Below are 21080 nucleotides of genomic sequence, written 5' to 3'. Positions count from 1 at the left end.
CATTCTTATCCCAAAATATGGGGGAGTGGTTGGGGGGAACTGAATACCCTTAATGGTGTTTTTATGTTCAGATAAGGCGGTTGGATATTATTAATGCAAATTAAAACATACTTGTTACAAGATGAATAAAACATCATCTAGTTAACGCTTAATTTGATTGCCACTCAAAAATCACTATGCTAAAAATCTTTCGCTAAAATAGCGCTTAATAATAAATTAAAGTTAATTCAGATTTAATGCTTTATCCATAATAGTCATTAACCTTGATTTGCCCCTTAACAATATGTGGAGATGAAAATGGGGAGACGCATTCGGGTGATTATTAGCTTACTAATATTCACAGTCTCGTTATTGCTTTTGTATAACCTTGAGCAGGATTATCAATTAAATGATATTTTAGCTGAGGTTAAATTATTTTCATTTTCACAGCTTGCGCTTGCCGTTGCATTGACTGTGACAAGCTACTTAATGTTGACCTTGTATGATTATCTTGCGATTAAACAACTTGGCTCATCATTAAGTTATCCAAAGGTCGCTCCCGTTTCATTTTTAGCCTTTACCTTTTCCAATACCATAGGGTTTTCATTACTCACAGGCACTTCGATACGCTATAAGTTTTATTCAGAGTTAGGGTTAACCGGTAATCAAATTACTCAAATAGTGCTCGCCTGCTCGGTGACTTTTTTCCTCGGGTTATTCTTCATTTGTGGTATCGCGCTGATTAACTTCCCGGCGCAGCAACTGGCTGATTTGCCATTGCCAGCTTGGCTGTTTTCCTTGAGCCGCGTGTTTGGTGTTCTGATGCTGCTCGGTGTCGTAGGCTATTTTCTGTTTAGTCTATTGCGTAAAAAACCGATTTATTTTCGAGGGTTTGAGTTTGCGCCTCCCGTACTGTCTCAGTCGTTAAAGCAGTTTGTGGTCTCGACACTCGATTGGTTAGTGGTGGGAACATTATTCTATTCCCTGCTGCCTGCGGTAGATGGTTTAAGTTACCTTCAAGTGCTCAGTATTTTCTTTGTGGCGAATGCCATCGGGGTGCTTGCCCATGTGCCTGGAGGGATTGGTGTTTTTGAATCTGTGGTTACAGTGACCTTATCCCAGTATTTACCCGTTGAACAAATACTGGGCTCGGTGATAGTGTATCGGGTCATTTATTATATTGTGCCTTTTATGCTGGCCCTGATTTATTTTGTGGCGGGTTTAGTATTAAGTAATAAGGATAAATTATCTAAGGTAAATATTGATTTACATATTGTCAGACAGTTATTGCCACCACTATTAAGCATCAGTGTGTTTTCCGTCGGTTTAGTTTTATTGCTGTCAGTGGTTAACCCTTCCATTGTGCACAAATATCATTGGCTCGGGGAGATAGTGCCGCTGCCGATAGTTGAATTGTCGAGCTTAATATTGAGTGCCAGTGGTATTTTGTTGCTGTTATTATCCCATGGCTTGTTTAAGCGTTATCAAAAAGCCTTTGTACTCACCCAAAAGCTGTTATTAGTAGCCATTGTTTTTATTGTGCTTAAGGGGGCAGAGTGGCAGATTTCTCTGGCACTCGGTCTTATCTATTTATTAATGCTGCCCTGTGAACAGGTGTTTTATCGCCAAGGTTCGATTGTGGGCGTTAAATATTCCTTCGGCTGGTTACTATCCCTTGCCGCGGCGTTATTTTTGATGGTGTGGGTATTATTTTTTGCCTACCAAGATGTGGATTATGACCATTCGCTCTGGTTAACCTTCTCGCAGGATAGCCATGTGTCCCGTGCGTTACGGGGAGGTGCGATAGCTCTCGCGATTCTGCTCGGCTTTGCCATTCGCTATGTGCTTGCGGTGCGAAAACCCCATACCAGTCGCCTAGATAGCTCGGCCTTGAACTGCGCCATGGAGATTGTTGCCGATGCGCCAAGTAGCCACGGTTATCTTGCCTTAGTACAAGATAAATCGCTGTTATTTAATGAAGATAAAGATGCCTTCTTAATGTATGCCCGCGCCGGACATTGCTGGGTGGTGATGGGCGATCCTATCGGTAATCCAGATAAATTTGATGATCTCCTGTGGCAGTTTCGCGAGCTGTGTGACGCCTACGATGGCTGGCCAGTGTTTTATCAAGTGACGCAAAAGTATTTACCCCACTTTTTAGAGCAAGGGTTGAGCCTGTATAAACTCGGCGAAGAGGCCATAGTGTCCTTAGCGGAATTTGAATTGCAGTCGAGTAAGTATCGCAGTTTGCGGCAGAGTCATGCCAAGGCATTAAGGGAAGGCTTGAGCTTTAAGGTTGTCGATGCCAGTGAAGTGCAGAGTCTATTGCCAATATTAGAGGCTATTTCAACCAGTTGGCTTAAGGCTAAGCAGGGGCGAGAAAAGGGGTTTTCGGTTGGTTATTTCTCCGCCGGTTACCTGTGCGCCACACCAATGGCCTTAGTGTATTTGAATGGCGAGCTGGTGGCCTTTTCCAATGTGTGGGCCAGTGCCGCCAAAATGGAGTTCTCCGTTGATTTGATGCGTTATCTGCCGAATTTATCGGGTAGTAATATAATGGACTTTTTGTTTACTGAGCTATTGCTTTGGGGCAAACAGCAAGAATATCAACAGTTTAATCTTGGCATGGCGCCCATGTCTGGATTAACCGATAGAGCCTTGGTGCCGTTTTGGACCAAGCTTGCGAAAACGGTTTATAAGAAGGGGAATAAATTTTACAACTTTCAGGGGCTTAGAAGATATAAGGATAAGTTTAATCCAAGATGGGAAGCTAAGTATTTGATTTGTTATGGCGGGCTCTCTTTACCCGTAGTGGTGGGTAGTTTGGTGACCTTAACGAGTCGTGGTGCAACTGGCGTATTTAAAAAGTAGGTGCGAGATGACGAAATCCTTAATCAAGATACTGAGCGTTTTACTTTTATGTTCAACTGCTAACGCCTTTGCCGATCAGTTTGCCGATAATCTGGGGCTAAACTTGTTGCCTGTCGAACCATCAACACAGGTAAATGCTGCCTCATCCCATACCAAACCACCGCTGGTGATTTTTTTGAGTGGCGATGGCGGTTGGGCGACGCTTGATAAAGCCGTAGGGGGCATTTTACAGCAGCAGGGCTGGCCTGTGGTCGGCTGGAGCTCGCTGAAATACTATTGGAAACAAAAAGATCCCAAAGATGTTACCCAAGATACCTTAGCCATAATCGACAAGTACCAGGCGGAATTTGGCACGCAAAAAGTGATTTTGATTGGTTATTCCTTTGGGGCCGAAGTCATCCCCTTTGTGTTAAACGAGATGCCCGCGCGGTATCGAAAGAACGTCTTGGGTGCTGTGCTGCTCTCTCCTTCACAATCCTCGGATTTTGAAATCCATGTGAGCGAGATGGTCACCTCGGATAATCAATCGGCTCGTTACTTAACCTTGCCCGAAGTGAACAAACAAACCACTGTGCCTATGCTTTGCCTCTACGGTAAAGAGGACGATGCGCCGCTGCATTTATGCCCTGAGGTTAAGCAGCCCAATGTCACTGTGATGGAGTTAAGCGGTGGCCACAGTTTTGACGATGATTACGATAAAGTGGTCAAGTTGATAAAAGGTTGGCTAAAGCCAAGTTAGCGCGCTTTAGTGCATGGCCTAATGCTTTGGAATAAAACATAAAAAGGGCGCAGATGCGCCCTTTGTTTTAGGTTGTACTACAGCGAATGACTAGAGCTGATAGCTAATGTGCTGGTGGAAGCGCACCACGAGATCTTCACGCTCTGGATCTAGCCCAATCTCGGCGGCAAAGGTTTTCAGCGCGGCTTCGACGTTATTCATAAAACGGCCATAGCCGGAGTCATCACAGTCCTTGGCGCCCGCGACGATTGTAAAATGCGCGGCTTCGACTAAGTTGTCGGCATCCCAGCGGCGGATCACTTGTTGCTCGGTTGCGTTCGGGTCAAAACCGATCATTTGCACTTCGGCCTTGCTGTCGAGTTTCTCAAACTTGCTGTTACGCACTAAGGGGGTTAAGCCGTTGGCGATCATAGCCAATCGCGTTAATTGCTTATTAGCTGCGGCCTTGAGGAAGTTATCTTCAAGATGTTGATATAACGGGCTAAAGTCCGTTGCGGAGTCGGGTAGTAAACCTTGTTTGAGTTTGCGACTCAGCGGCAGGCTGACGGTGACATAGGTGAGTGAGCTAACATTTTCTGGCAGGTCACATTTTCTGGCCTTGTATCTTGGGGCAATGGCTCTGAGTTTATAGCCGTAGGTTTCTTTATTACCTTTTGATTTAGCAAATAAATCATAGGATAAATGCTGGTGGTCGCGGATTTTCACTTTGAGATCTTTAATCGGCAGCTTAGGCATTAATTCGTTTAGGAGTTCCCGTACTCGGGTATGGAAATTGGCCGAGTTGCTGCGGATCTCATCGCCTGTCGCTAAAAACACAATACGCAGTTTGCGGGCGCGGTAGTTGTCCTCGGTAAACAGGTTTTGTGCCTCGTGGTAGGCAGGATTGTAAAAAAACAGAATTTGTTCAGCGGTTTGGAAACAATAGGCTTCGGTGTGGTAACGCACGACTGGCAGTTTATCGTTAGTGATCACATGAACGTTACGGAGATCGTGTTGTTCTGCCAAGTTAAAAATAATGCGGCTTAAGGTTTGATAACAGCTATGGTAATCGGGGTATTGCGCCAGTAATTCATCCGTGACTTTAATTTCGGCGGTGATGTACTGGTTGGTACGAGCTTCCTTGGGTATGTACACTTTTTGCTGATGGCTAAGGGACATATTGACTCCTTGTTGGGTTAACCATTTGCTAACACGAATTTTACTGTTTATCTCAGGCGTTAATGTTGCGTTGGAGCATGTTTTTATCGCTTAAATGCAACTTTACATCAGCAAGCTGTTTATTAGCTTAAAATTGCAGCGATTTTATTGAGTTAATGCTTTTTCAATCCAAGGTTGCATCCAAGTGGCTATCTTCTCTTGGGCCTTTTCATTGGGATGAATTCCGTCCCTTTGCATCAACTCTGGGTGGGGAGCAATGTCCTGCATAAAGAAGGGAATTAATGCAATCTCCTCGTCTTTAGCAATCTCTTGATACACTTGGGTGAACTTTTGGGTATAGCGAGGGCCATAGTTAGGCGGTACCATGATTTCGGTCAGTAGCACTTTAGCACCGCTATTTTTAGCTAGGGTAATGATTTGGATTAGGTTATTTTTGAGTTGCGTCGGGGGGAATCCACGTAAACCATCGTTACCACCGAGTTCGACCACCACCAAATCGGGGGCCACGGAATCGAGCAGCGCAGGCAAACGACGCAAACCGCCCGCTGTGGTTTCACCGCTCACCGAACCATTGGTAAATTCATGCTCGGGTAAATTTTTTTGCAGCAGCGCCACCCAGCCTACTTGTTCCGACATGCCATAGCTGGCACCTAAGCTATCGCCGAGGATCAACACTTTCGCCGCCTGAACTGGCGTGGTTATAAACAGACTTAACAGGATGCAGGCGCTCACGGCCTTTGCCATCGGCTTGCATCTAAGCGATTGACGCAAGAACGATTTGTATAAGAAGGATCCTATGTCTAACGTCGTTTCAAAAAACAGTGCCATCAATGTTGTTAACCTCGAAAAATCGGTGACTACTCAGGAAGGTTCGCTCACTATCCTCAAGGGCATTAACTTAGATGTCAAGCAGGGGGAAAGTGTGGCGATATTAGGCCCCTCAGGTTCGGGCAAATCGACACTGCTTGGCTTACTCGCCGCGCTCGATACCCCCACGTCGGGGGAGATTTGGCTCGATGGCCAAGCCCTATCACCGCTCAATGAAGAACAGAAAGCCGCACTGCGTAAGCAGAAAGTGAGCTTTATTTTTCAATCTTTTATGTTAGTTGATACCTTAACCGCTCTCGAAAATGTGATGCTACCTGCCGAGCTTGCTGGGGTTAAAAATGCCAAGGAAAAGGCCGAGGCTATGCTGGGGCGCGTGGGGTTATCCCACCGTTTGACCCATTTACCTAAACAGCTATCCGGCGGCGAGCAGCAAAGGGTGGCCATTGCTCGTGCCTTCATTTGTGAACCTAAGGTGCTATTTGCCGACGAGCCAACTGGCAATCTGGACAGTGTTAACGGCCATAAAATTGCCGATATGTTGTTTGAGCTGAACCAAGAGAGCCACACCACGCTCATCCTGGTCACCCACGACTTGCAATTGGCAAAGCGCTGCCAGCGGCAACTGGTTATGGATAACGGCCACTTACAGGAAGAGTTAGATTCGGCCCAATCGCACAGCGTGAATAACAACCTTGAATTAAGCGCCAAGGAGGCCTAACCCATGGAGCTTAATTTGGCATGGCGCCTGTTTAAGCGCGAGCTGCAACAGGGGCAGTTGTTATTGATTATCCTCGCCATTACCTTGGCGGTGCTATCGGTCAGTGGTCTAGCGCGAGTCAGCGAGCGCTTGCAGGTCGCGATAAACGGGCAAGCGACTCAGTTTATCGCCGCCGATCGCATTATCGACTCTCCCGTTCAAATTGATGCTAGCATTCTGGCCAAGGCTGACGAACTTGGTCTTAAGCATGTGACCAATATGCAATTTAACTCCATGGTGTATGCGGGGGATAAGTTTCAGTTAGTCACAGTGCGGGCGGTCGAGTCTGGTTATCCACTTAAGGGCGACATAGAACTTAAAGCGGCCAATGGCCAAGATGAAAAAGCCCAAGGCTTGCCCCACGCCGATGAGGTGTGGTTTGAGAGTCGCTTAGGGGGACTCTTGGGATATCCGCAAACATTGGAATTAGGTAACAGTGAGTTTCGTTTAAGTCAAGAAATCAGCCGCTTACCCGATGCGGGTTTTAATCCATTCGCTTCTTCCCCCGTGGTGTTAATGCGGATTGAAGATGTCGCCAAGACTGGGGTTATTCAACCCGGTAGCCGAGTGACTTATCTCTATCAATTTGTGGGTGAAGAAAGCGCCTTAAGCGCCTTTGAGAATAGCGTTAAACCGCTGCTGAATAATTCCCAGCGCTGGGTCGATGTGCAGTCTGGCGACTCACCGATAGCGGGCGCGGTGAAGCGGGCGGAGCGATTTTTACTGCTGGCAAGCTTGCTCGGTATTGCGCTGGCCTGCGCCGCGATTGGGATTGCCGCCCAGCGTTACTGCCAACGTCATTATGATGTGGTGGCTATGCTTAAAACCTTTGGCGCCTCATCAACACAAATCCGTCGGCTATTTGGCATCCATTTACTGCTAGTGACACTGTTTGGCATTGTGCTGGGGTTAATCGGCGGGGCACTGCTGGATTTAGGCATTAATCAACTGTTACCCCCTGAAATTGCTGCCTATTCGCCGCCGTTGACGCGGCCGCTACTGCTTGGGATCAGCACAGGGCTTATCAGCGCCTTTATGTTTTCAGCCTATCCTTTAATGCGTCTGCTGGCGATTCCGCCACTGCGGGTCTTACAAAGACAGCTCGAAGGTTTGCAGCTCGGCATGTGGCTGCATTTACTCTTAAGTTTAGGGGCGATGGCACTGTTGGGATATTTGTATTCCCAAAGCTGGGCGCTGACACTGACGGTAGTCGCGGCTGTGCTGCTACTGGGCGTATTGCTGAGTATTTTAGGCTTTGTGATGATCCGCCTTGGCCACAGTGTCGGCATGAAAACCACCAATCCCTTGCAACTGGCACTCGCGGGTTTACGCCGCCGCGCGCGGCAAAATGCGGTGCAATTGGTGGGCTTTAGTGCGGCCTTGGTATTACTACTGACCATTTTGGCCCTGAGGCAGGATTTACTGAACGAGTGGCAAAAACAGCTGCCCGAGAATGCGCCTAACTATTTCTTGGTCAATATCGCCCCCGATGATGCTAAGCCATTAAATGACTTTATGGCGCAAAAGGGCATAGCTGCAACGGATATCTATCCCGTGATTCGTGGCCGCTTGACTCAAATCAATGGTGAAACCTTGATTTCCGACGAGCAGGCCCAAGCGGGAGAGAAGGGGCGAGTAGGAATTTCCCGCGAGCTTAATCTCACCTGGCGCAATACCTTGCCCGCCAACAACGAGTTGGTTGAAGGGCATTTTAATCAGGCGGCGGATGAGGTTTCTGTCGAGTCAGGTGTTGCCGAGCGTTTAGGGCTAAAGCTAGGCGATACGCTGACCTATATGATTGATAACCAAGAGCTTAAGGTCAAGGTCGCCAGTATCCGTGCCGTGCACTGGGAAACTATGCAGCCAAACTTCTTTATGATCTTCACTCAAGAAGCGCTGTCGCCCTTTGCCTATACCTCGATGGCAAGCTTCTACCTCGACGACAAAAAACCGGATGTACAAGGGAGTGATGCTCCAAAGAGCACAGTGATCCTCGAACTTATCCAGCAGTTCCCAACGGTGTCGATTATCGATGTCGGCGCCATGGTGGAGCAATTGCGGCAGATTATTGAGCAGGTGTCACTGTCGCTGACGTTGGTCTTGGTTCTCGTCTTACTGGCCAGTTCTTTAGTGCTTATCGCCCAAACCGAGGCGGGAATGGCGACACGCCAGCGTGAACTCGCGGTACTGCGCACCTTTGGCGCCTCTGGCTGGTTACTGCGTAGCGCCACTGGGCTTGAATTTGCGTTACTGGGGGGCATAGCTGGGGTGCTTGCAGTGATAGTGGCCGAATTTGCGCTGTATCTGTTAAAGACCCAAGTGTTTGAACTTAATGTGTATATGCACTGGCCCTGGTGGGGGATTGCCCCTGTCTGCGGTGCCTTGTTAGTTGCGCTGCTGGGTGTTTGGCGCTGCCGCCAATTGCTCAATCAATCCTGCGCCGAATTATTAAAAGCGGGCGCTTAAGTTAAGGCGAGTTAGCGGTTAAGAAAAATGCCGTAACACCATTATTTGTAAACCATTTTTTGTCAAATAAAAAGCACTGGCCTAAACCAGTGCTTTTTTCATGGCGATTATTCGAGTGTTTTAGGTTGAGGCAAAGTTTGTGGCTAAGTTTGAGCATTTGTCACATTGGCTTACAAATGGAAAAAGCCATCATGTTATCCGCGAAGAACTTAGCCGAGATTGATGAGTCTATTTAACGAGCAAGCATTGCTTACGTCAGGCAATTGATAGCTTAGCACTGTCATCAAACGAGAAGATTGCTGGATTTTGGCCTCAGGGAGATAAACAGAATGTTTAAAAAACTTAGAACATTACTTAGAGATAATCGCTCCATTTTATTGTTTATTAGCCTAATGCTGGTGTTCAGGAGCGCGGTGGCCGATTGGAATACTGTGCCGACAGGCTCTATGTTGCCGACGATTGTTGAGGGCGACCGCATTCTGGTGAATAAGATAGCTTACGATATCAGAGTGCCATTTACCCATATCCCACTCGTTAAACTTTCAGACCCTACACGTGGGGATATTATCGTGTTCGACTCTCAAAAAGCCGATAAAAAGCTGATTAAGCGGGTGATTGCCGTACCCGGTGATACTGTGATGATGCGGGATAATCGCTTGTATTTAAATGGCAAACCACTCGCATATACACAGCAAACATTAAGTGCCTATGCACCAGCGAATGTCACCGAGTGGCAGGAGGATCTCCTCGGCATAGCCCACAGTATTCGACTTAATCCGCAGCCTTCGCAGCTGGCTAATTTTGGCCCAGTTACGGTTCCTGATAACCAGTATTTGGCGTTAGGGGATAATCGAGATAACAGTGCCGATTCACGAGTCATAGGTTTTGTACCCAGGGAGGAGATTGTTGGCCGCTCAAGCTCAGTGGTCTTCTCATTGGATTACAACGATTATTACTTGCCGCGGCCAGATCGCATGATGCGTGCGTTCTAACTTGTCCTTAGATTTCACTCTTCACGAGATATAAACATGGCGCCCTTATCGGCGCCATTTTTGTTTTTAGCCCAAAACCACCTACTTCAGTAGGTGGTTATCATCATTTGAGGCTTTGCCTGTATACCTACCCATGTTAAATGCATCTTTGATTTTTAGCGAAGTCAAAAGAGGCAAATAACATGAGTAGATACGAGCAAGCATCGCATGTGTTCTGGCGATGTCAATATCATATAGTCTGGACACCAAAGTACCGCTTTCGGATATTGAAAGGTAATGTCGGAAAAGAGGTTTATCGATGCATTCAGGTTTATTGCCATCAAATGGGATGCATAGTCATGGAGCTAAATGTTCAAGTTGACCATGTCCATTTAGTGGTGAAGGTACCTCCGAAGATATCTATATCGAATTTAATGGGGGCGTTAAAGGTAAGATAGCGTTGAAAATATTCAGTAAATTTCCTTACCTACGTAAGAATAAACTTTGGGGAAATCATTTTTGGCAGAGAGGATACTTCGTCGATTCGATTGGAATTAACGAGGAAATAATCCGTAGATACATTAGGCATCAAGAGAAAGTAGAGCGGCAAGAGCAGGGTCAACTTGCTCTTGAATAAAGGCCCCCTTTTAGGGGGTTAAAACAAAGCCACCTTCTTCAGAAGGTGGATTCTTTACTTGATGATAAAGCGTTGTGTACTTACACCAAAAAGCTGAGGTAGCCCTGCAATACAATTAAATTGACTATATCGATAAAGAAGGCGCCGACAATCGGTACCACCATAAAGGCCTGAGGAGAAGGGCCTGTGCGTGATACTAGTGCGCCCATATTCATCACCGCCGTAGGAGTGGCGCCCATACCAAAGCCACAGTGACCGCCAGTGATCACCGCAGCGTCATAGTTGCTGCCCATGATTTTAAAGGTCACAAAATAGGCGAATACCGCCAGCACTGCGGTTTGCACCAGCAGGATAATCAGTAGTGGGATAGCCAGATCCAAAATTTCCCACAACTTGAGGTTCATCAAGGCCATAGACAGGAATAACGACAGCGCCACAGTACCTATCACATCGATACTCTCAGTATGGGGTTTATAACCTCGGGTCACTTCGGTGATGTTGGCGATGATCACCCCAAGAAACAGGGCATAGACAAAGTCCGGCATCTTGAGCCAATTCAGCTGATATTCGCTGACAAACACAGTAAACCATTTGGCTCCAGCAACGCAGATCAGCAGTACAAACAGGGTTTCGATGATTGTCTTAGCGGTCACTTGGTCTTCTTCGAGCTGATCGTAGGTGACCAGTTGAGGATGCGTGGCGTGGTGTTTACGGCCCATGCCGTAGCTTGAGACCAGATTGTGTTTGCCAATTAATCGTTGCGCGACGGGGCCGCCGATAATGCCGCCCATGACTAAGCCAAAGGTGGCCGCCGCCATGGCAAGCTCTAAGGTGTTGATGCCGTAGTTTTCGGCAAAGGTTTGTGACCAAGCAACACCTGTCCCATGGCCGCCTGACAGCGTAATCGAGCCAGCGATAAGGCCTAAGATGGGGTCTAAACCGAGGAGGCTTGCAAGACTCACCCCAACAGCATTTTGAATGACGATATAGACCGAAGCGACGCCGAGGAAGATAAACACTTTTTTGCCGCCACTGAGCAGTAGCTTATAGTTTGCCGACAAACCTATCGTACTGAAAAACATCAGCATTAAGGTGTTTTGCATGGGTAAACTAAAGGCGAGGGTGATGTCTTGGAAATGTAAAAAGGCCACGACGGCGGCGACGACCAGTCCGCCAACGATAGGTTCGGGAATATTGTATTGTCTAAAAACACGCACATGGCGATTGATGGAATGGCCAATAAACAGCACGAAGATAGCAATTAAGAACGACTCGAGTTCGCCAATTGTATAAGTGGTGTGCATGATAGTTCCTTACAAATGGTTTGTGTGGGAATACCGCTGTACTCAAGCTGGCTGTATTCAAGCTGAGTGAGGGCGACCCATCTCGTTATTTAGCATCATCTAATGCTAAGTGTTAAACGCGCGATCTAAGGACAGATTCTTATCAATCCCCAAGGCTGGAGAAGGAGTATTAAGCGCGAATATGAACCGTATTGGTGTAGTTGATCAGCATCGCGACAGAGGGTGCGGATACTGAAGATAATGAACTTGCTCGGAGTGTTAACTGTGCTTCAGTGCGGGCGCTAACACGTCAATAGCGATAAGCAAGAGGTGGGGAGTGTAACAGAAAAATGCGTCAATGTCGTTAAATTGTCTTTAAAATCATTGTGTTGCATTTATGTTTTTCGGCTGTTGCCAGATGCGAGCGCTGCATTGCAAAAAATCACGTCGATAAATAAATCGCCACAGGGGATTTTTATCTCTGATTTTCAAGCCATTATTCAGCATGGCGTTAACCCTCGACTCTGCGCTTGGTAACATTTTATTCTCAAGCCAGTTACCGATAATGGCGGAGTCGAAAAAACTGTTAACTCGCGAGTACGTCCCTTAGCGCAGGTTCGAGTCGCTCAAAACGGAAGCTAAACCCCGCATCTAGCGCATGTTTGGGGAGCACAAATTGCCCTTCGATGAGTAACTCTGCCATTTCGCCCATCGCGAGTCGCAGCATCGCGGCTGGGGTCGTGATAAAGGTCGGGCGATGTAACACTCGACCTAGGGTGGTGGCAAACTCGGCGTTACTGACTGGATTAGGCGCGGTGGCATTGAAAATGCCCTCGCATTCGTCATGGTTGAGTAAAAAGTCTATCAGCGCCACCATATCCTGAATGTGTATCCAACTCATGCCCTGGCAGCCGTGGCCTATTGGTCCACCTAGCCCCAATTTAAACGGTGGCAACATCTTCGCGAGTGCGCCGCCATGGCCAAGCACTATACCCGTGCGTAGGATGCAGACGCGGGTTTTGGTGGCGGCTTGCTGCGCGAGTCGCTCCCATTCCTGACAAATATCATGGCTAAATTCGGGGTGTGGGGCTGCGGTTTCATCGATGGGGATAGCACCTTGGCGGCCATAAAAACCAATGGCAGAGCCACTTATCATCACTTTGGGCGGGGTGCAGCTGTGTAAAATCAGTTGGCTTAGTCGCGCCGTGGTATTCCAGCGGCTATCGCAGATGCGCTGCTTTTGCTGCGCGCTCCAACGTTTAGCCACAATGGGCTCGCCGGCGAGATTTATCACCGCATCGATATGATTTAAATCATCAACTTCATCTAAGGTACTGAGATATTGGTGCTGCGGGCCTAATAGTTGCCGACTGGTGCCGGGGTGGCGGGTGAGCAAGACCAATTCATGCTCATTGGCTAAATGGGCGACTAACTGCTGACCAATAAACCCACTAGCTCCCGTTATCAATATCTTCATCGTCGAGTCCTTGGTTGATGGTTTTCTTTGATTATAAGCAATATACGATAACGGGCTTGCGGGGATCACTTTATTGCTGTTTTTGGTAACACAACTCCATCGACACCGAATCGGCAAAGCGCAGAGCGTGGGGCTTATCGATTTCGACACTGGCAAATTCGACCCAAGGATGCTCACTGGCGATGGCTAGTGTTTGGCTGGTGAGGTTTTCGAGCAGTGAGAAGCGATTGTTTTCAATCAACTCAATGATTTTTTTTGTGATGGTACGATAATTCAGCGCATCGTCGACATTATCACTGTTGCGAGCCTTGTCGGCACAGTAGTGAATGACGACATTGACGATCACATCCTGCCGATTTTGGATTTCGTCTTCTTTTATACCGATAAAAGTGCGCAGTCTTAAGTTTTTAATGCGTATAATCGCGGTTTCTGGTTTCATAATGACAATCTAGTTTTATGGCTTAGGTGATTGAGTTTGAGACTTTTCTTGGGCTAGCCTAACAACTTTATCTAAGATCAAGAAGGATTTTACGCCATGACACGTTCCAATACGCCGTCTGCCGCTTACAAAGGTTTTGCCGTCATGGCCTTTGTGGTGATTATTTTGGCAGGGATAAAGGCCGCCAGCCCGATTGTTGTTCCCTTTGTACTATCCAGTTTTATTGCGGTGATTTGTAATCCGGCGATTGGCTTGATGACCAAATACCGCGTACCTAAATGGCTCGCCGTGATCCTGCTGATGGGTTTTATCGTGTTGATGGGCTTGTGGCTCGCCTCTCTGGTAGGTAGTTCCATTAATGAGTTTTCTAAGCAGTTGCCGCAGTATCGCGATCAGCTGGTGGAGCAGTTTTCTTGGGTGCTGCATAAGTTGCAGGCGCTGAATATCCAAATCTCCAAGGAACAAGTGCTGGCCTATTTCGACCCCGGCATGGCGTTGTCTATGACCACCAATATGCTCTCGGGTGTCGGCAATGTGATGGCGAATTTGTTCCTGATCATTCTGACCATCGTCTTTATGTTGTTTGAGGCGCAATCTTTGCCGAAAAAGCTGCACTTGGCACTGGACGATCCCGACATGCGTTTGCAGCAGATTGACCGTTTTCTGCAATCGGTGAATCAATATATGGTGATCAAGACTTTAGTCAGTTTAGCGACAGGCTTGATTGTCGGCGTGGGGCTTGCGGTGATTGGGGTGGATTACGCGCTGCTTTGGGCGGTTATTGCCTTTTTATTCAACTATATTCCCAACATTGGCTCGATTATCGCGGCTATTCCCGCCGTGTTGTTGGCCTTTATCCAATTAGGCCCTGCGGCGGCGGGCGGTACTGCGCTGCTGTACGTTGCTGCCAATATGGTTATGGGCAACTTGGTCGAGCCTAAATTTATGGGTCGCGGTCTTGGGCTTTCTACCTTAGTGGTGTTTTTATCATTAATTTTTTGGGGCTGGTTGCTGGGCTCGGTGGGCATGTTGCTGTCGGTTCCCTTAACCATGGTCGTCAAGATCGCCCTCGAATCCAGCAAGAGTGGTAGCTGGTTAGCCATTTTATTATCCGACGATGTGGATGATAAACTGGTGAGCCAATCGACAAGCACCGCTCCGATTTCTGAACCTGTCGATACCCATTCAACAGATAATAAGTAGTAGATAATGCAACGTTTTATAGATGCACTGGCGACGATAGAAGTCGGTGAAGATGCCACGCGATTATTCCATGGCCGCGGTGGTTATTACCCTGGCTGCGAACATCTTTGTTTAGATTGGTTCGCGCCCGTGTTGTTATTGACCAGTTTTATTCCCCTCGATGCGGCCGAGTTGGCTCAGTGCCAACAGGCGATTACGGCGCGCTGGCAAGCGATACAGCCTAATCGGCCGTTAAACTTGGTGTATCAATACCGCAGTGCAGGCGAAACCTTTAGCCAAGTGCTAGCGGGTGAGGTGCCCGATCCCCATGTGGTCATCGAAAACGGCGCCCAGTTTCAGGTGCATTTATTGCGGGGACAAAACCACGGTTTGTTCCTTGATATGGCCAATGGCCGTGAATGGGTTAGAGCCCATGCTCGCCATAAGAAAGTGCTGAATTTGTTTGCTTATACCTGTGGTTTCTCGGTGGCAGCACTGCAGGGCGGCGCCGATGAAGTCGTGAACATGGACATGAGTAAAGGCGCGTTAGCCATAGGCAAGCAGAACCATCTTCTCAATGGCTTTAGCGCGGGCGCACGTTTCTTAGGGCACGATATTTTTAAGTCATGGGGTAAGTTACGCAAGTTAGGCCCCTATGACATAGTGGTTGCCGATCCGCCGAGCAATCAAAAGGGCAGTTTCGTGGCAACTAAGGATTACGTGCGTTTGATCAGGCATTTACCCGAGTTATTAGCCGAGAATGCCGAGGTGATACTCTGTTTAAATGCGCCGGAACTCGATACTCAGTTTTTACGCCAGCAGGTTGAAGACGCCGCGCCTGCGCTCGAATACCTTGAGCGCTTACCCAATCCCGCCGCCTTTGTTGATGTCTCTGAGGAGAAATCATTAAAAGTGCTGCGTTACCGTTTAAAGGCGTAAGCCCTCTGGTCTCATTAAACGCTGTCATACAACGCCGTCATGAAATGCCATCATAAGACCTTGAGAGGCTTTATGATGGCGTCGAATGATGTCGCTTCGCGCCTTATTTCATCTTTACTTAATTAGCCTGTTAATAGCTTAACCGCTCTGAGAGTTGCGATTGCCCATGATGTTCAATGGCAAGACTGACATTGTGTGGGTCTAAGTGCTTAAGCGCCGAAATTTCAGCATAGAGCTTATCCTGCACATCGAGCGGGATATTCATTTGATCCATAAACATATGGATCCCCAAGATATCGCCGTGACTGAATAAGGTAGTGAGTTTTGCTGCTTCAAACTCAATGATGGCATTCATATCGACCTCCTACTCGCATCATTATTTAATTGATAGCAGTTTGTGCCCGTCTTCCTAGATTCTTTGCTTGTAAGCACGCGCCCTTTAGTGCATTAGGCTCTATCAACTGAAAGGCTTTCATTTCGAGATACGTTTTTGCGGCTTTTTAAGCGTTAAAAACCGTTTTTATCTTTTAGATCGAAACAAAACTGAAAGTTTTCTGTAATTATCAATCTGACTTTGGTATACTCTGCGCCACGGAAATTCCCTTTCCTCATGGGCAAAATGTCAGCATAGAACGGCATGCCTTTGCGACCTTACAAAATCGAGCAGGAGTTGTTATGGAAGTTCATGAATACGAAAACGCTTACTACCAAGTTAAAGATGACGTGATGACGTCTTTACCTGCACAGAGCGAAGAAGAAGCGGTCTAAGTCTTGTAAACCTAAGGTTTACAGTGCGGATTCTGAGTCTGAAGTAACAAATACAAGCACATGAAAATAGCAACCCTAGGGTTGCTATTTTTTTATCCGTTGTAGGAGTGCAAGCAGAGTGGGGAAAACCGTTTAGCCATTCACCTTACGTTTTTCGGGCATGAACTCAACGATAATCCATTTGCCGCCAATTTTATGCAGGCGAATGGTTCTGTCATCAATCCAAGGCTGTCCACCCTTTAAGCCCTTCATCTTAATGACCACCATGACGTCTTTGGTGAACTTGCGGAAAAAGTCGATATCAATATCATCAATTTCCATTTCGACATTGGTCATCGACAGGCCGAGCATATTGCGCTGCACCGCGGCGGCGATGTAATAGTGGGTTAGGACTTCTTTGAGTGGAGCATCGACATATAACTTGGCCTTCTCCACATCGCGGTCAACATAAATGGCGCTAAAAAAGCCGAGACTCACCTCTTCGGGAGTAAGCGCGTGCTGCTCTTTATCCGAGGCATCACCACAACCAAACAAAAACAGGAATGAAAGAAAAAATAAGGTTCTCATGGCTTTTCGTTATAGGAATTTGTCATGAGTATCGCGATTTTAGCGGCCATGTTCAAGTTTTGTAATAATGGCGGTCACTGCCGAAAATGACTTGACTCGGATCAGCCGTCTGTGGCATATCTGAAAGGATGACTTCATTAGGTTATCCACAGAATCTGTGGAAAACTATGTTGAAGACTAGAGGGATAATTTTTAAGTGGCTGATTACATATGTTTTTAATCGCTGGTTAAAAAGTGACGCTTTTCTATGATGCCGTTCTCCAGCCATTTCCTTGTGGATATTTTCTTAGATTTTCCCAGTCTATTCACAGCGTGTGAATTCACCAAACAGCATTTTTATGATCTTTTGAGGATATTTTAAGCGTTTAATGCTGTCCGTTTTTTGTGAGCCTTTCCCTTCGGAAATAAAAAAACACTGAACAGGTCAGTGCTTTTTTGATGATGCTTTTTGTGTAGCTTTAGCAGCCTACATTAGGCTTTGCTGGCATCGTTTTGTGACGCTTGGATAGCCGTCAGTGCGATAGTGTAGACAATATCGTCCACTAAGGCGCCGCGGGATAAGTCGTTCACAGGCTTGCGCATGCCTTGCAGCATGGGGCCAATACTGATGAGATCAGCACTACGCTGTACTGCTTTATAGGTGGTGTTACCCGTGTTGAGATCAGGGAACACGAATACAGTCGCTTGACCTGCAACAGGGCTGTTAGGCGCCTTAGAGCGAGCCACGTTTGGCATAACGGCCGCGTCGTATTGCAGTGGACCGTCGATCACCAGATCAGGACGTTTTTCTTTCGCGATACGGGTCGCTTCACGCACTTTATCCACATCCGAACCAGTACCTGAATTACCCGTTGAGTAGCTGATCATCGCCACTCTTGGTTCGATACCGAAGGCCTTGGCTGATTCTGCCGATTGAATGGCGATATCGGCCAGTTGTTCAGCGTTTGGATCGGGGTTAATCGCACAGTCACCGTAAACCAGCACTTGGTCTGGCATCAACATAAAGAAGATGGAAGAAACCAGGCTAGAACCCGGTGCGGTTTTGATCAGTTGCAGCGGCGGACGAATCGTATTGGCCGTGGTGTTTACCGCGCCAGAGACGATACCATCGACTTCATTTTGCGCCAGCATCATAGTGCCGAGCACCATGTTGTCTTCTAACTGCTCTTTGGCAACGACTTCAGTCAAGCCTTTGCTGCGACGCAGATCGAGCATTGGTTCAACATAGCGATCGCGTACTTCATCGGGGTCGACAATCACAACGCCTTCGCCCAGAACAACGTCTTGCTGTGCTGCAATACGTTGAATTTCATCTTTTTTACCTAACAGCACGCAACGCGCGATACCTCGTTCGGCACAAATCGCGGCGGCCTTGATGGTACGTGGCTCATCACCCTCTGGCAGCACCACGGTTTTGTGGGCGGCGCGCGCAAGTTCGGTGAGCTTATAACGGAACGCGGGAGGTGATAAGCGATGTTCCCTTGGGGAGTTTTTGGTCACGCTTTCAATCCAGCTCTGATCGATATGGCTGGCGACGTATTCTTGGACTAAATCGATACGTACCGCATCATCCACTGGCACTTCGTGGTCGAAGCGTTGGATATTTAATGAAGTCTGCCAAGTGTTGGTATCGATGAGGAATACAGGTAAACCTGTCTCGAAGGCCTGTTCACACAGTTTCAGAATTTCAGGCTCTGGCTCGTAGCTACCCGTCAATAGCAGGGCACCAATCTTCACGCCGTTCATGGCGGCAAGGCACGCTGACACAATCACATCGGAGCGATCGCCAGAGGTCACCAGCAGTGAGTCTGTCTTAATGTGGTTAACCATATTGGGCAAGCTGCGGGCGCAGAAGGTGACTTTACGCAGGCGGCGGGTGTTCATCTCGCCGGCATTGAGAATGCGGGCACGTAAATGTTTCGCCAGATCCGATGCGCGTGGCGCGACTAAATCGAGGTTGTAAGGCACGCTACCTAAGATGCGTAGTGGGCTCTTACCTGGCATTTGGAACATGATGGACGCATCAGAGCGTTGCACGCCTTGATGATCGAACACTTCCGATAAGTCTGGACGAGCGCGACCTTCATCGTCTACCGGAGCGCCAATCTTGTTGATCACGGCACCAATGAGACGTTTGTTGTTTTTGCCGCCCCAGGAGTTGTAGGCAATTTCAAGGCGGTTCATCAGGCCAGTTGGCGTGTCGCTGCCGGGGGTAGCAATGAAAATCACGTCCGCGTCCATTGCCTTGGCGATGGCGTAGTTCACATCATCGGCAAAGGGATGGTTACGGGTTGGCACTAGACCTTCAACAATCAGGGTTTCGGTATTGCTGGCGCATTCTGCGGCGCGGGCAATGATTTGCTCCATTAGCACGTCGGTTTGATCGGCGCGGATCAGTGCTTCGGCATGAGCCATATCGAAGGGCTCTAACGGATTGACCGTGGGCGATTTGCTTAAAATCGTGGTAGAGCGCTCTGGGCCATTATCATTAGGACGCAGCTGGGAAATGGGTTTAAAGAATTGGACTTTTACCCCATGGCGCTCCAATGCACGCACCATACCTAGGCTTAAGGAGGTCAGGCCAACTCCTGTGCCTATGGGGATTAACATGATATTTCGAGACATAAAAACCTCTAAGTTCGATGGTTTTTGGCAGAGTGAGTCGTCTCTGCTGCTTTGCTTGTGTTTATTTAGCTGTAGGTCGCTAATAATAAAGCCGTTTGGCTGAGCAAACGGCTTGAATCATCTTATTATTTTGTAATGAGTTTAATCGAATCTTCGGCGATAACCCACTCTTCGTTGGTCGGGATGACCATGGCAACGGTACTGTTGTCAGTGGTGATGATGCCTTTCTTGCCGAAGCGGGCCGCTTTGTTACGCTCGCTATCCACATGGAAATTGAAGATTTGCAGCATGTTGAGCACTTTCTCGCGGATGATGTCGGAGTTTTCGCCGATACCACCGGTAAAGACCACTGCATCTAAACGACCGAGCGGCACAGTGTATGAGGCAATATATTTCGCCAGACGGTAGCAGAAGATTTCCAGTGCTAAGGTCGCGCCTTTGTGGCCATCGGCATAACCTTCTTCAATGCCACGGCAATCGTTGGTCAGCTCAGAAATCCCTAGCAGACCACTTTGCTTGTTCATCAGGTTGTTGACTTCTTCCAGTGTGTAACCCAGTTGGTGCACTAAGTGGTAGATGATAGAGGGGTCGAGGTCGCCACAGCGTGTGCCCATGACTAAACCTTCGAGCGGCGTCAGTCCCATTGAGGTATCAACACTCTTACCGCCTTTAACCGCAGTCACAGAGGCGCCGTTACCTAAGTGCGCGCAGATCACATTGGTTTCTTCTAAAGGCTTGTTCAACACTTTAGCGGCTTCACGACTCACAAACAGGTGGCTAGTGCCGTGCATACCATAGCGGCGGATACCGTGCTCACGGTACAGCTTGTATGGCAGGGCGTAGATAAAAGCGCGCTCAGGCATGCTTTGGTGGAATGCAGTATCGAATACCGCCACTTGTGGCAGTTTAGGGAAAGACGCTATGGCCGCGCGAATGCCGATAAGGTGTGCTGGGTTATGCAGTGGCGCCAGTGAAGAACATTCTTCAATACCTTTGATCACATGCTCGTCGATGATCACAGAGCGAGTGAACTTCTCACCGCCGTGTACGATACGGTGACCCACGGCTTGGATCTGCGCGGCTAATTCAGGTTGACCAGCAAGGATTTTATTGACGATAAATTCAACGGCTTCGCGGTGAGCGGTAAATGCACCTAAAGAGGACTCATGCTTTTCACCGTTGATTTTCCATTTAATGCGCGAGTCTTCTAAGCCAAAACACTCGGCTAGGCCAGAGATCTGATCGTCACCTGTTTGCGCGTCAATGACGGCAAATTTGAGTGAAGAGCTACCGCAATTGAGTACTAAAACCAGTTTATTAGACATGTGTAAACCTTTTGCCATTGTGTTTAAGTTAACGATTCAAAATCTTGGGAACGCTTGCGTAATTTGCCA

16 protein-coding genes and 1 pseudogene are annotated in these 21080 nt (G+C 47.7%); 8 read left to right on the top strand and 9 right to left on the bottom strand.

Annotation, left to right across the window (positions count from 1 at the left end; translation table 11 throughout):
* The first annotated feature begins 297 nt into the window (after positions 1 to 297).
* Together mprF and CF168_RS13090 are read left to right on the top strand one after the other, a co-directional pair.
* Entirely contained in the window at positions 298 to 2850 is a 2553-nt protein-coding gene (mprF, locus tag CF168_RS13095) for a bifunctional lysylphosphatidylglycerol flippase/synthetase MprF (protein WP_089068082.1), read from the top strand.
* A 7-nt stretch (positions 2851 to 2857) separates the two neighbouring features.
* Positions 2858 to 3589 carry an AcvB/VirJ family lysyl-phosphatidylglycerol hydrolase gene (locus CF168_RS13090; RefSeq protein WP_089068081.1) on the top strand — a complete coding sequence of 244 codons (732 nt, stop codon included), beginning with the start codon at positions 2858 to 2860 and terminating at the stop codon, positions 3587 to 3589.
* 90 nt (positions 3590 to 3679) lie between these two features.
* Here CF168_RS13090 and CF168_RS13085 read toward each other — a convergent pair whose 3' ends face one another.
* Positions 3680 to 4747, bottom strand: a complete 1068-nt coding sequence (locus CF168_RS13085) for a DUF3083 family protein (protein WP_069455216.1) — start codon at positions 4745 to 4747, stop codon at positions 3680 to 3682.
* A 144-nt stretch (positions 4748 to 4891) separates the two neighbouring features.
* Positions 4892 to 5491: an arylesterase gene (locus CF168_RS13080; protein ID WP_011716589.1), complete on the bottom strand. Its 600-nt coding sequence runs from the start codon at positions 5489 to 5491 to the stop codon at positions 4892 to 4894.
* Between the two features lie 52 nt (positions 5492 to 5543).
* On the opposite strand from CF168_RS13080, the gene CF168_RS13075 reads away from it, so the two are divergent.
* The 4 genes and pseudogenes from CF168_RS13075 to tnpA all read left to right on the top strand — a co-directional run bounded on the left by CF168_RS13075 (position 5544) and on the right by tnpA (position 10406).
* Positions 5544 to 6293: an ABC transporter ATP-binding protein gene (locus CF168_RS13075; RefSeq protein ID WP_089068080.1), complete on the top strand. Its 750-nt coding sequence runs from the start codon at positions 5544 to 5546 to the stop codon at positions 6291 to 6293.
* 3 nt (positions 6294 to 6296) lie between these two features.
* A complete protein-coding gene (locus CF168_RS13070; protein WP_089068079.1) occupies positions 6297 to 8798 on the top strand; it encodes an ABC transporter permease in 2502 nt (833 codons plus the stop codon).
* 329 nt (positions 8799 to 9127) lie between these two features.
* On the top strand, positions 9128 to 9790 hold the full coding sequence (gene lepB, locus CF168_RS13065; RefSeq protein WP_089068078.1) for a signal peptidase I: 663 nt from the start codon (positions 9128 to 9130) through the stop codon (positions 9788 to 9790).
* Between the two features lie 182 nt (positions 9791 to 9972).
* Positions 9973 to 10406: pseudogene (tnpA, locus tag CF168_RS13060) on the top strand (IS200/IS605 family transposase).
* A gap of 80 nt (positions 10407 to 10486) precedes the next feature.
* Here tnpA and gltS read toward each other — a convergent pair.
* The 3 genes from gltS to folX form a co-directional block, all read right to left on the bottom strand.
* Positions 10487 to 11710 (bottom strand): sodium/glutamate symporter, encoded by a 1224-nt coding sequence (gene gltS, locus CF168_RS13055; protein WP_089068077.1) that lies wholly within the window; start codon positions 11708 to 11710, stop codon positions 10487 to 10489.
* A gap of 565 nt (positions 11711 to 12275) precedes the next feature.
* The gene (locus CF168_RS13050; RefSeq protein ID WP_089068076.1) at positions 12276 to 13166 is read right to left on the bottom strand and encodes a TIGR01777 family oxidoreductase; all 891 of its coding nucleotides are present in this window, start codon (positions 13164 to 13166) and stop codon (positions 12276 to 12278) included.
* A 70-nt stretch (positions 13167 to 13236) separates the two neighbouring features.
* Positions 13237 to 13605 carry a dihydroneopterin triphosphate 2'-epimerase gene (folX, locus tag CF168_RS13045; RefSeq protein ID WP_011622266.1) on the bottom strand — a complete coding sequence of 123 codons (369 nt, stop codon included), beginning with the start codon at positions 13603 to 13605 and terminating at the stop codon, positions 13237 to 13239.
* A gap of 96 nt (positions 13606 to 13701) precedes the next feature.
* Between folX and CF168_RS13040 the strand changes: the two genes are divergently transcribed.
* Positions 13702 to 14808: an AI-2E family transporter gene (locus tag CF168_RS13040; RefSeq protein ID WP_011716596.1), complete on the top strand. Its 1107-nt coding sequence runs from the start codon at positions 13702 to 13704 to the stop codon at positions 14806 to 14808.
* A gap of 6 nt (positions 14809 to 14814) precedes the next feature.
* A complete protein-coding gene (locus CF168_RS13035; RefSeq protein WP_089068075.1) occupies positions 14815 to 15726 on the top strand; it encodes a class I SAM-dependent methyltransferase in 912 nt (303 codons plus the stop codon).
* Between the two features lie 130 nt (positions 15727 to 15856).
* Here the strand turns inward: CF168_RS13035 and CF168_RS13030 are convergent, their stop codons facing one another.
* The 4 genes from CF168_RS13030 to ackA form a co-directional block, all read right to left on the bottom strand.
* The gene (locus tag CF168_RS13030; RefSeq protein ID WP_011622269.1) at positions 15857 to 16081 is read right to left on the bottom strand and encodes a hypothetical protein; all 225 of its coding nucleotides are present in this window, start codon (positions 16079 to 16081) and stop codon (positions 15857 to 15859) included.
* Between the two features lie 545 nt (positions 16082 to 16626).
* Positions 16627 to 17061 carry a hypothetical protein gene (locus CF168_RS13020; protein WP_089068074.1) on the bottom strand — a complete coding sequence of 145 codons (435 nt, stop codon included), beginning with the start codon at positions 17059 to 17061 and terminating at the stop codon, positions 16627 to 16629.
* 471 nt (positions 17062 to 17532) lie between these two features.
* Positions 17533 to 19686 carry a phosphate acetyltransferase gene (pta, locus tag CF168_RS13015; protein WP_088212125.1) on the bottom strand — a complete coding sequence of 718 codons (2154 nt, stop codon included), beginning with the start codon at positions 19684 to 19686 and terminating at the stop codon, positions 17533 to 17535.
* 125 nt (positions 19687 to 19811) lie between these two features.
* On the bottom strand, positions 19812 to 21011 hold the full coding sequence (gene ackA / locus CF168_RS13010; RefSeq protein ID WP_011622273.1) for an acetate kinase: 1200 nt from the start codon (positions 21009 to 21011) through the stop codon (positions 19812 to 19814).
* Between the last annotated feature and the right edge of the window lie 69 nt (positions 21012 to 21080).

It is taken from the genome of Shewanella bicestrii, assembly GCF_002216875.1.
GTDB classification, from domain to species: domain Bacteria; phylum Pseudomonadota; class Gammaproteobacteria; order Enterobacterales; family Shewanellaceae; genus Shewanella; species Shewanella seohaensis.
The sequence above is the reverse complement of the archived record's forward strand: the minus strand, read 5'-3'. Positions and strand labels throughout refer to the sequence as shown.

Coding starts and splice junctions, on each gene's coding strand:
- lepB (WP_089068078.1), top strand. CDS start 9,128: ATGTTTAAAAAACTTAGAACATTACTTAGAGATAATCGCTCCATTTTA.
- CF168_RS13020 (WP_089068074.1), bottom strand. CDS start 17,061: ATGAGAACCTTATTTTTTCTTTCATTCCTGTTTTTGTTTGGTTGTGGT.
- CF168_RS13070 (WP_089068079.1), top strand. CDS start 6,297: ATGGAGCTTAATTTGGCATGGCGCCTGTTTAAGCGCGAGCTGCAACAG.
- CF168_RS13030 (WP_011622269.1), bottom strand. CDS start 16,081: ATGAATGCCATCATTGAGTTTGAAGCAGCAAAACTCACTACCTTATTC.
- CF168_RS13075 (WP_089068080.1), top strand. CDS start 5,544: ATGTCTAACGTCGTTTCAAAAAACAGTGCCATCAATGTTGTTAACCTC.
- CF168_RS13080 (WP_011716589.1), bottom strand. CDS start 5,491: ATGGCAAAGGCCGTGAGCGCCTGCATCCTGTTAAGTCTGTTTATAACC.
- CF168_RS13040 (WP_011716596.1), top strand. CDS start 13,702: ATGACACGTTCCAATACGCCGTCTGCCGCTTACAAAGGTTTTGCCGTC.
- CF168_RS13085 (WP_069455216.1), bottom strand. CDS start 4,747: ATGTCCCTTAGCCATCAGCAAAAAGTGTACATACCCAAGGAAGCTCGT.
- CF168_RS13035 (WP_089068075.1), top strand. CDS start 14,815: ATGCAACGTTTTATAGATGCACTGGCGACGATAGAAGTCGGTGAAGAT.
- pta (WP_088212125.1), bottom strand. CDS start 19,686: ATGTCTCGAAATATCATGTTAATCCCCATAGGCACAGGAGTTGGCCTG.
- CF168_RS13050 (WP_089068076.1), bottom strand. CDS start 13,166: ATGAAGATATTGATAACGGGAGCTAGTGGGTTTATTGGTCAGCAGTTA.
- gltS (WP_089068077.1), bottom strand. CDS start 11,710: ATGCACACCACTTATACAATTGGCGAACTCGAGTCGTTCTTAATTGCT.
- ackA (WP_011622273.1), bottom strand. CDS start 21,011: ATGTCTAATAAACTGGTTTTAGTACTCAATTGCGGTAGCTCTTCACTC.
- mprF (WP_089068082.1), top strand. CDS start 298: ATGGGGAGACGCATTCGGGTGATTATTAGCTTACTAATATTCACAGTC.
- CF168_RS13090 (WP_089068081.1), top strand. CDS start 2,858: ATGACGAAATCCTTAATCAAGATACTGAGCGTTTTACTTTTATGTTCA.
- folX (WP_011622266.1), bottom strand. CDS start 13,605: ATGAAACCAGAAACCGCGATTATACGCATTAAAAACTTAAGACTGCGC.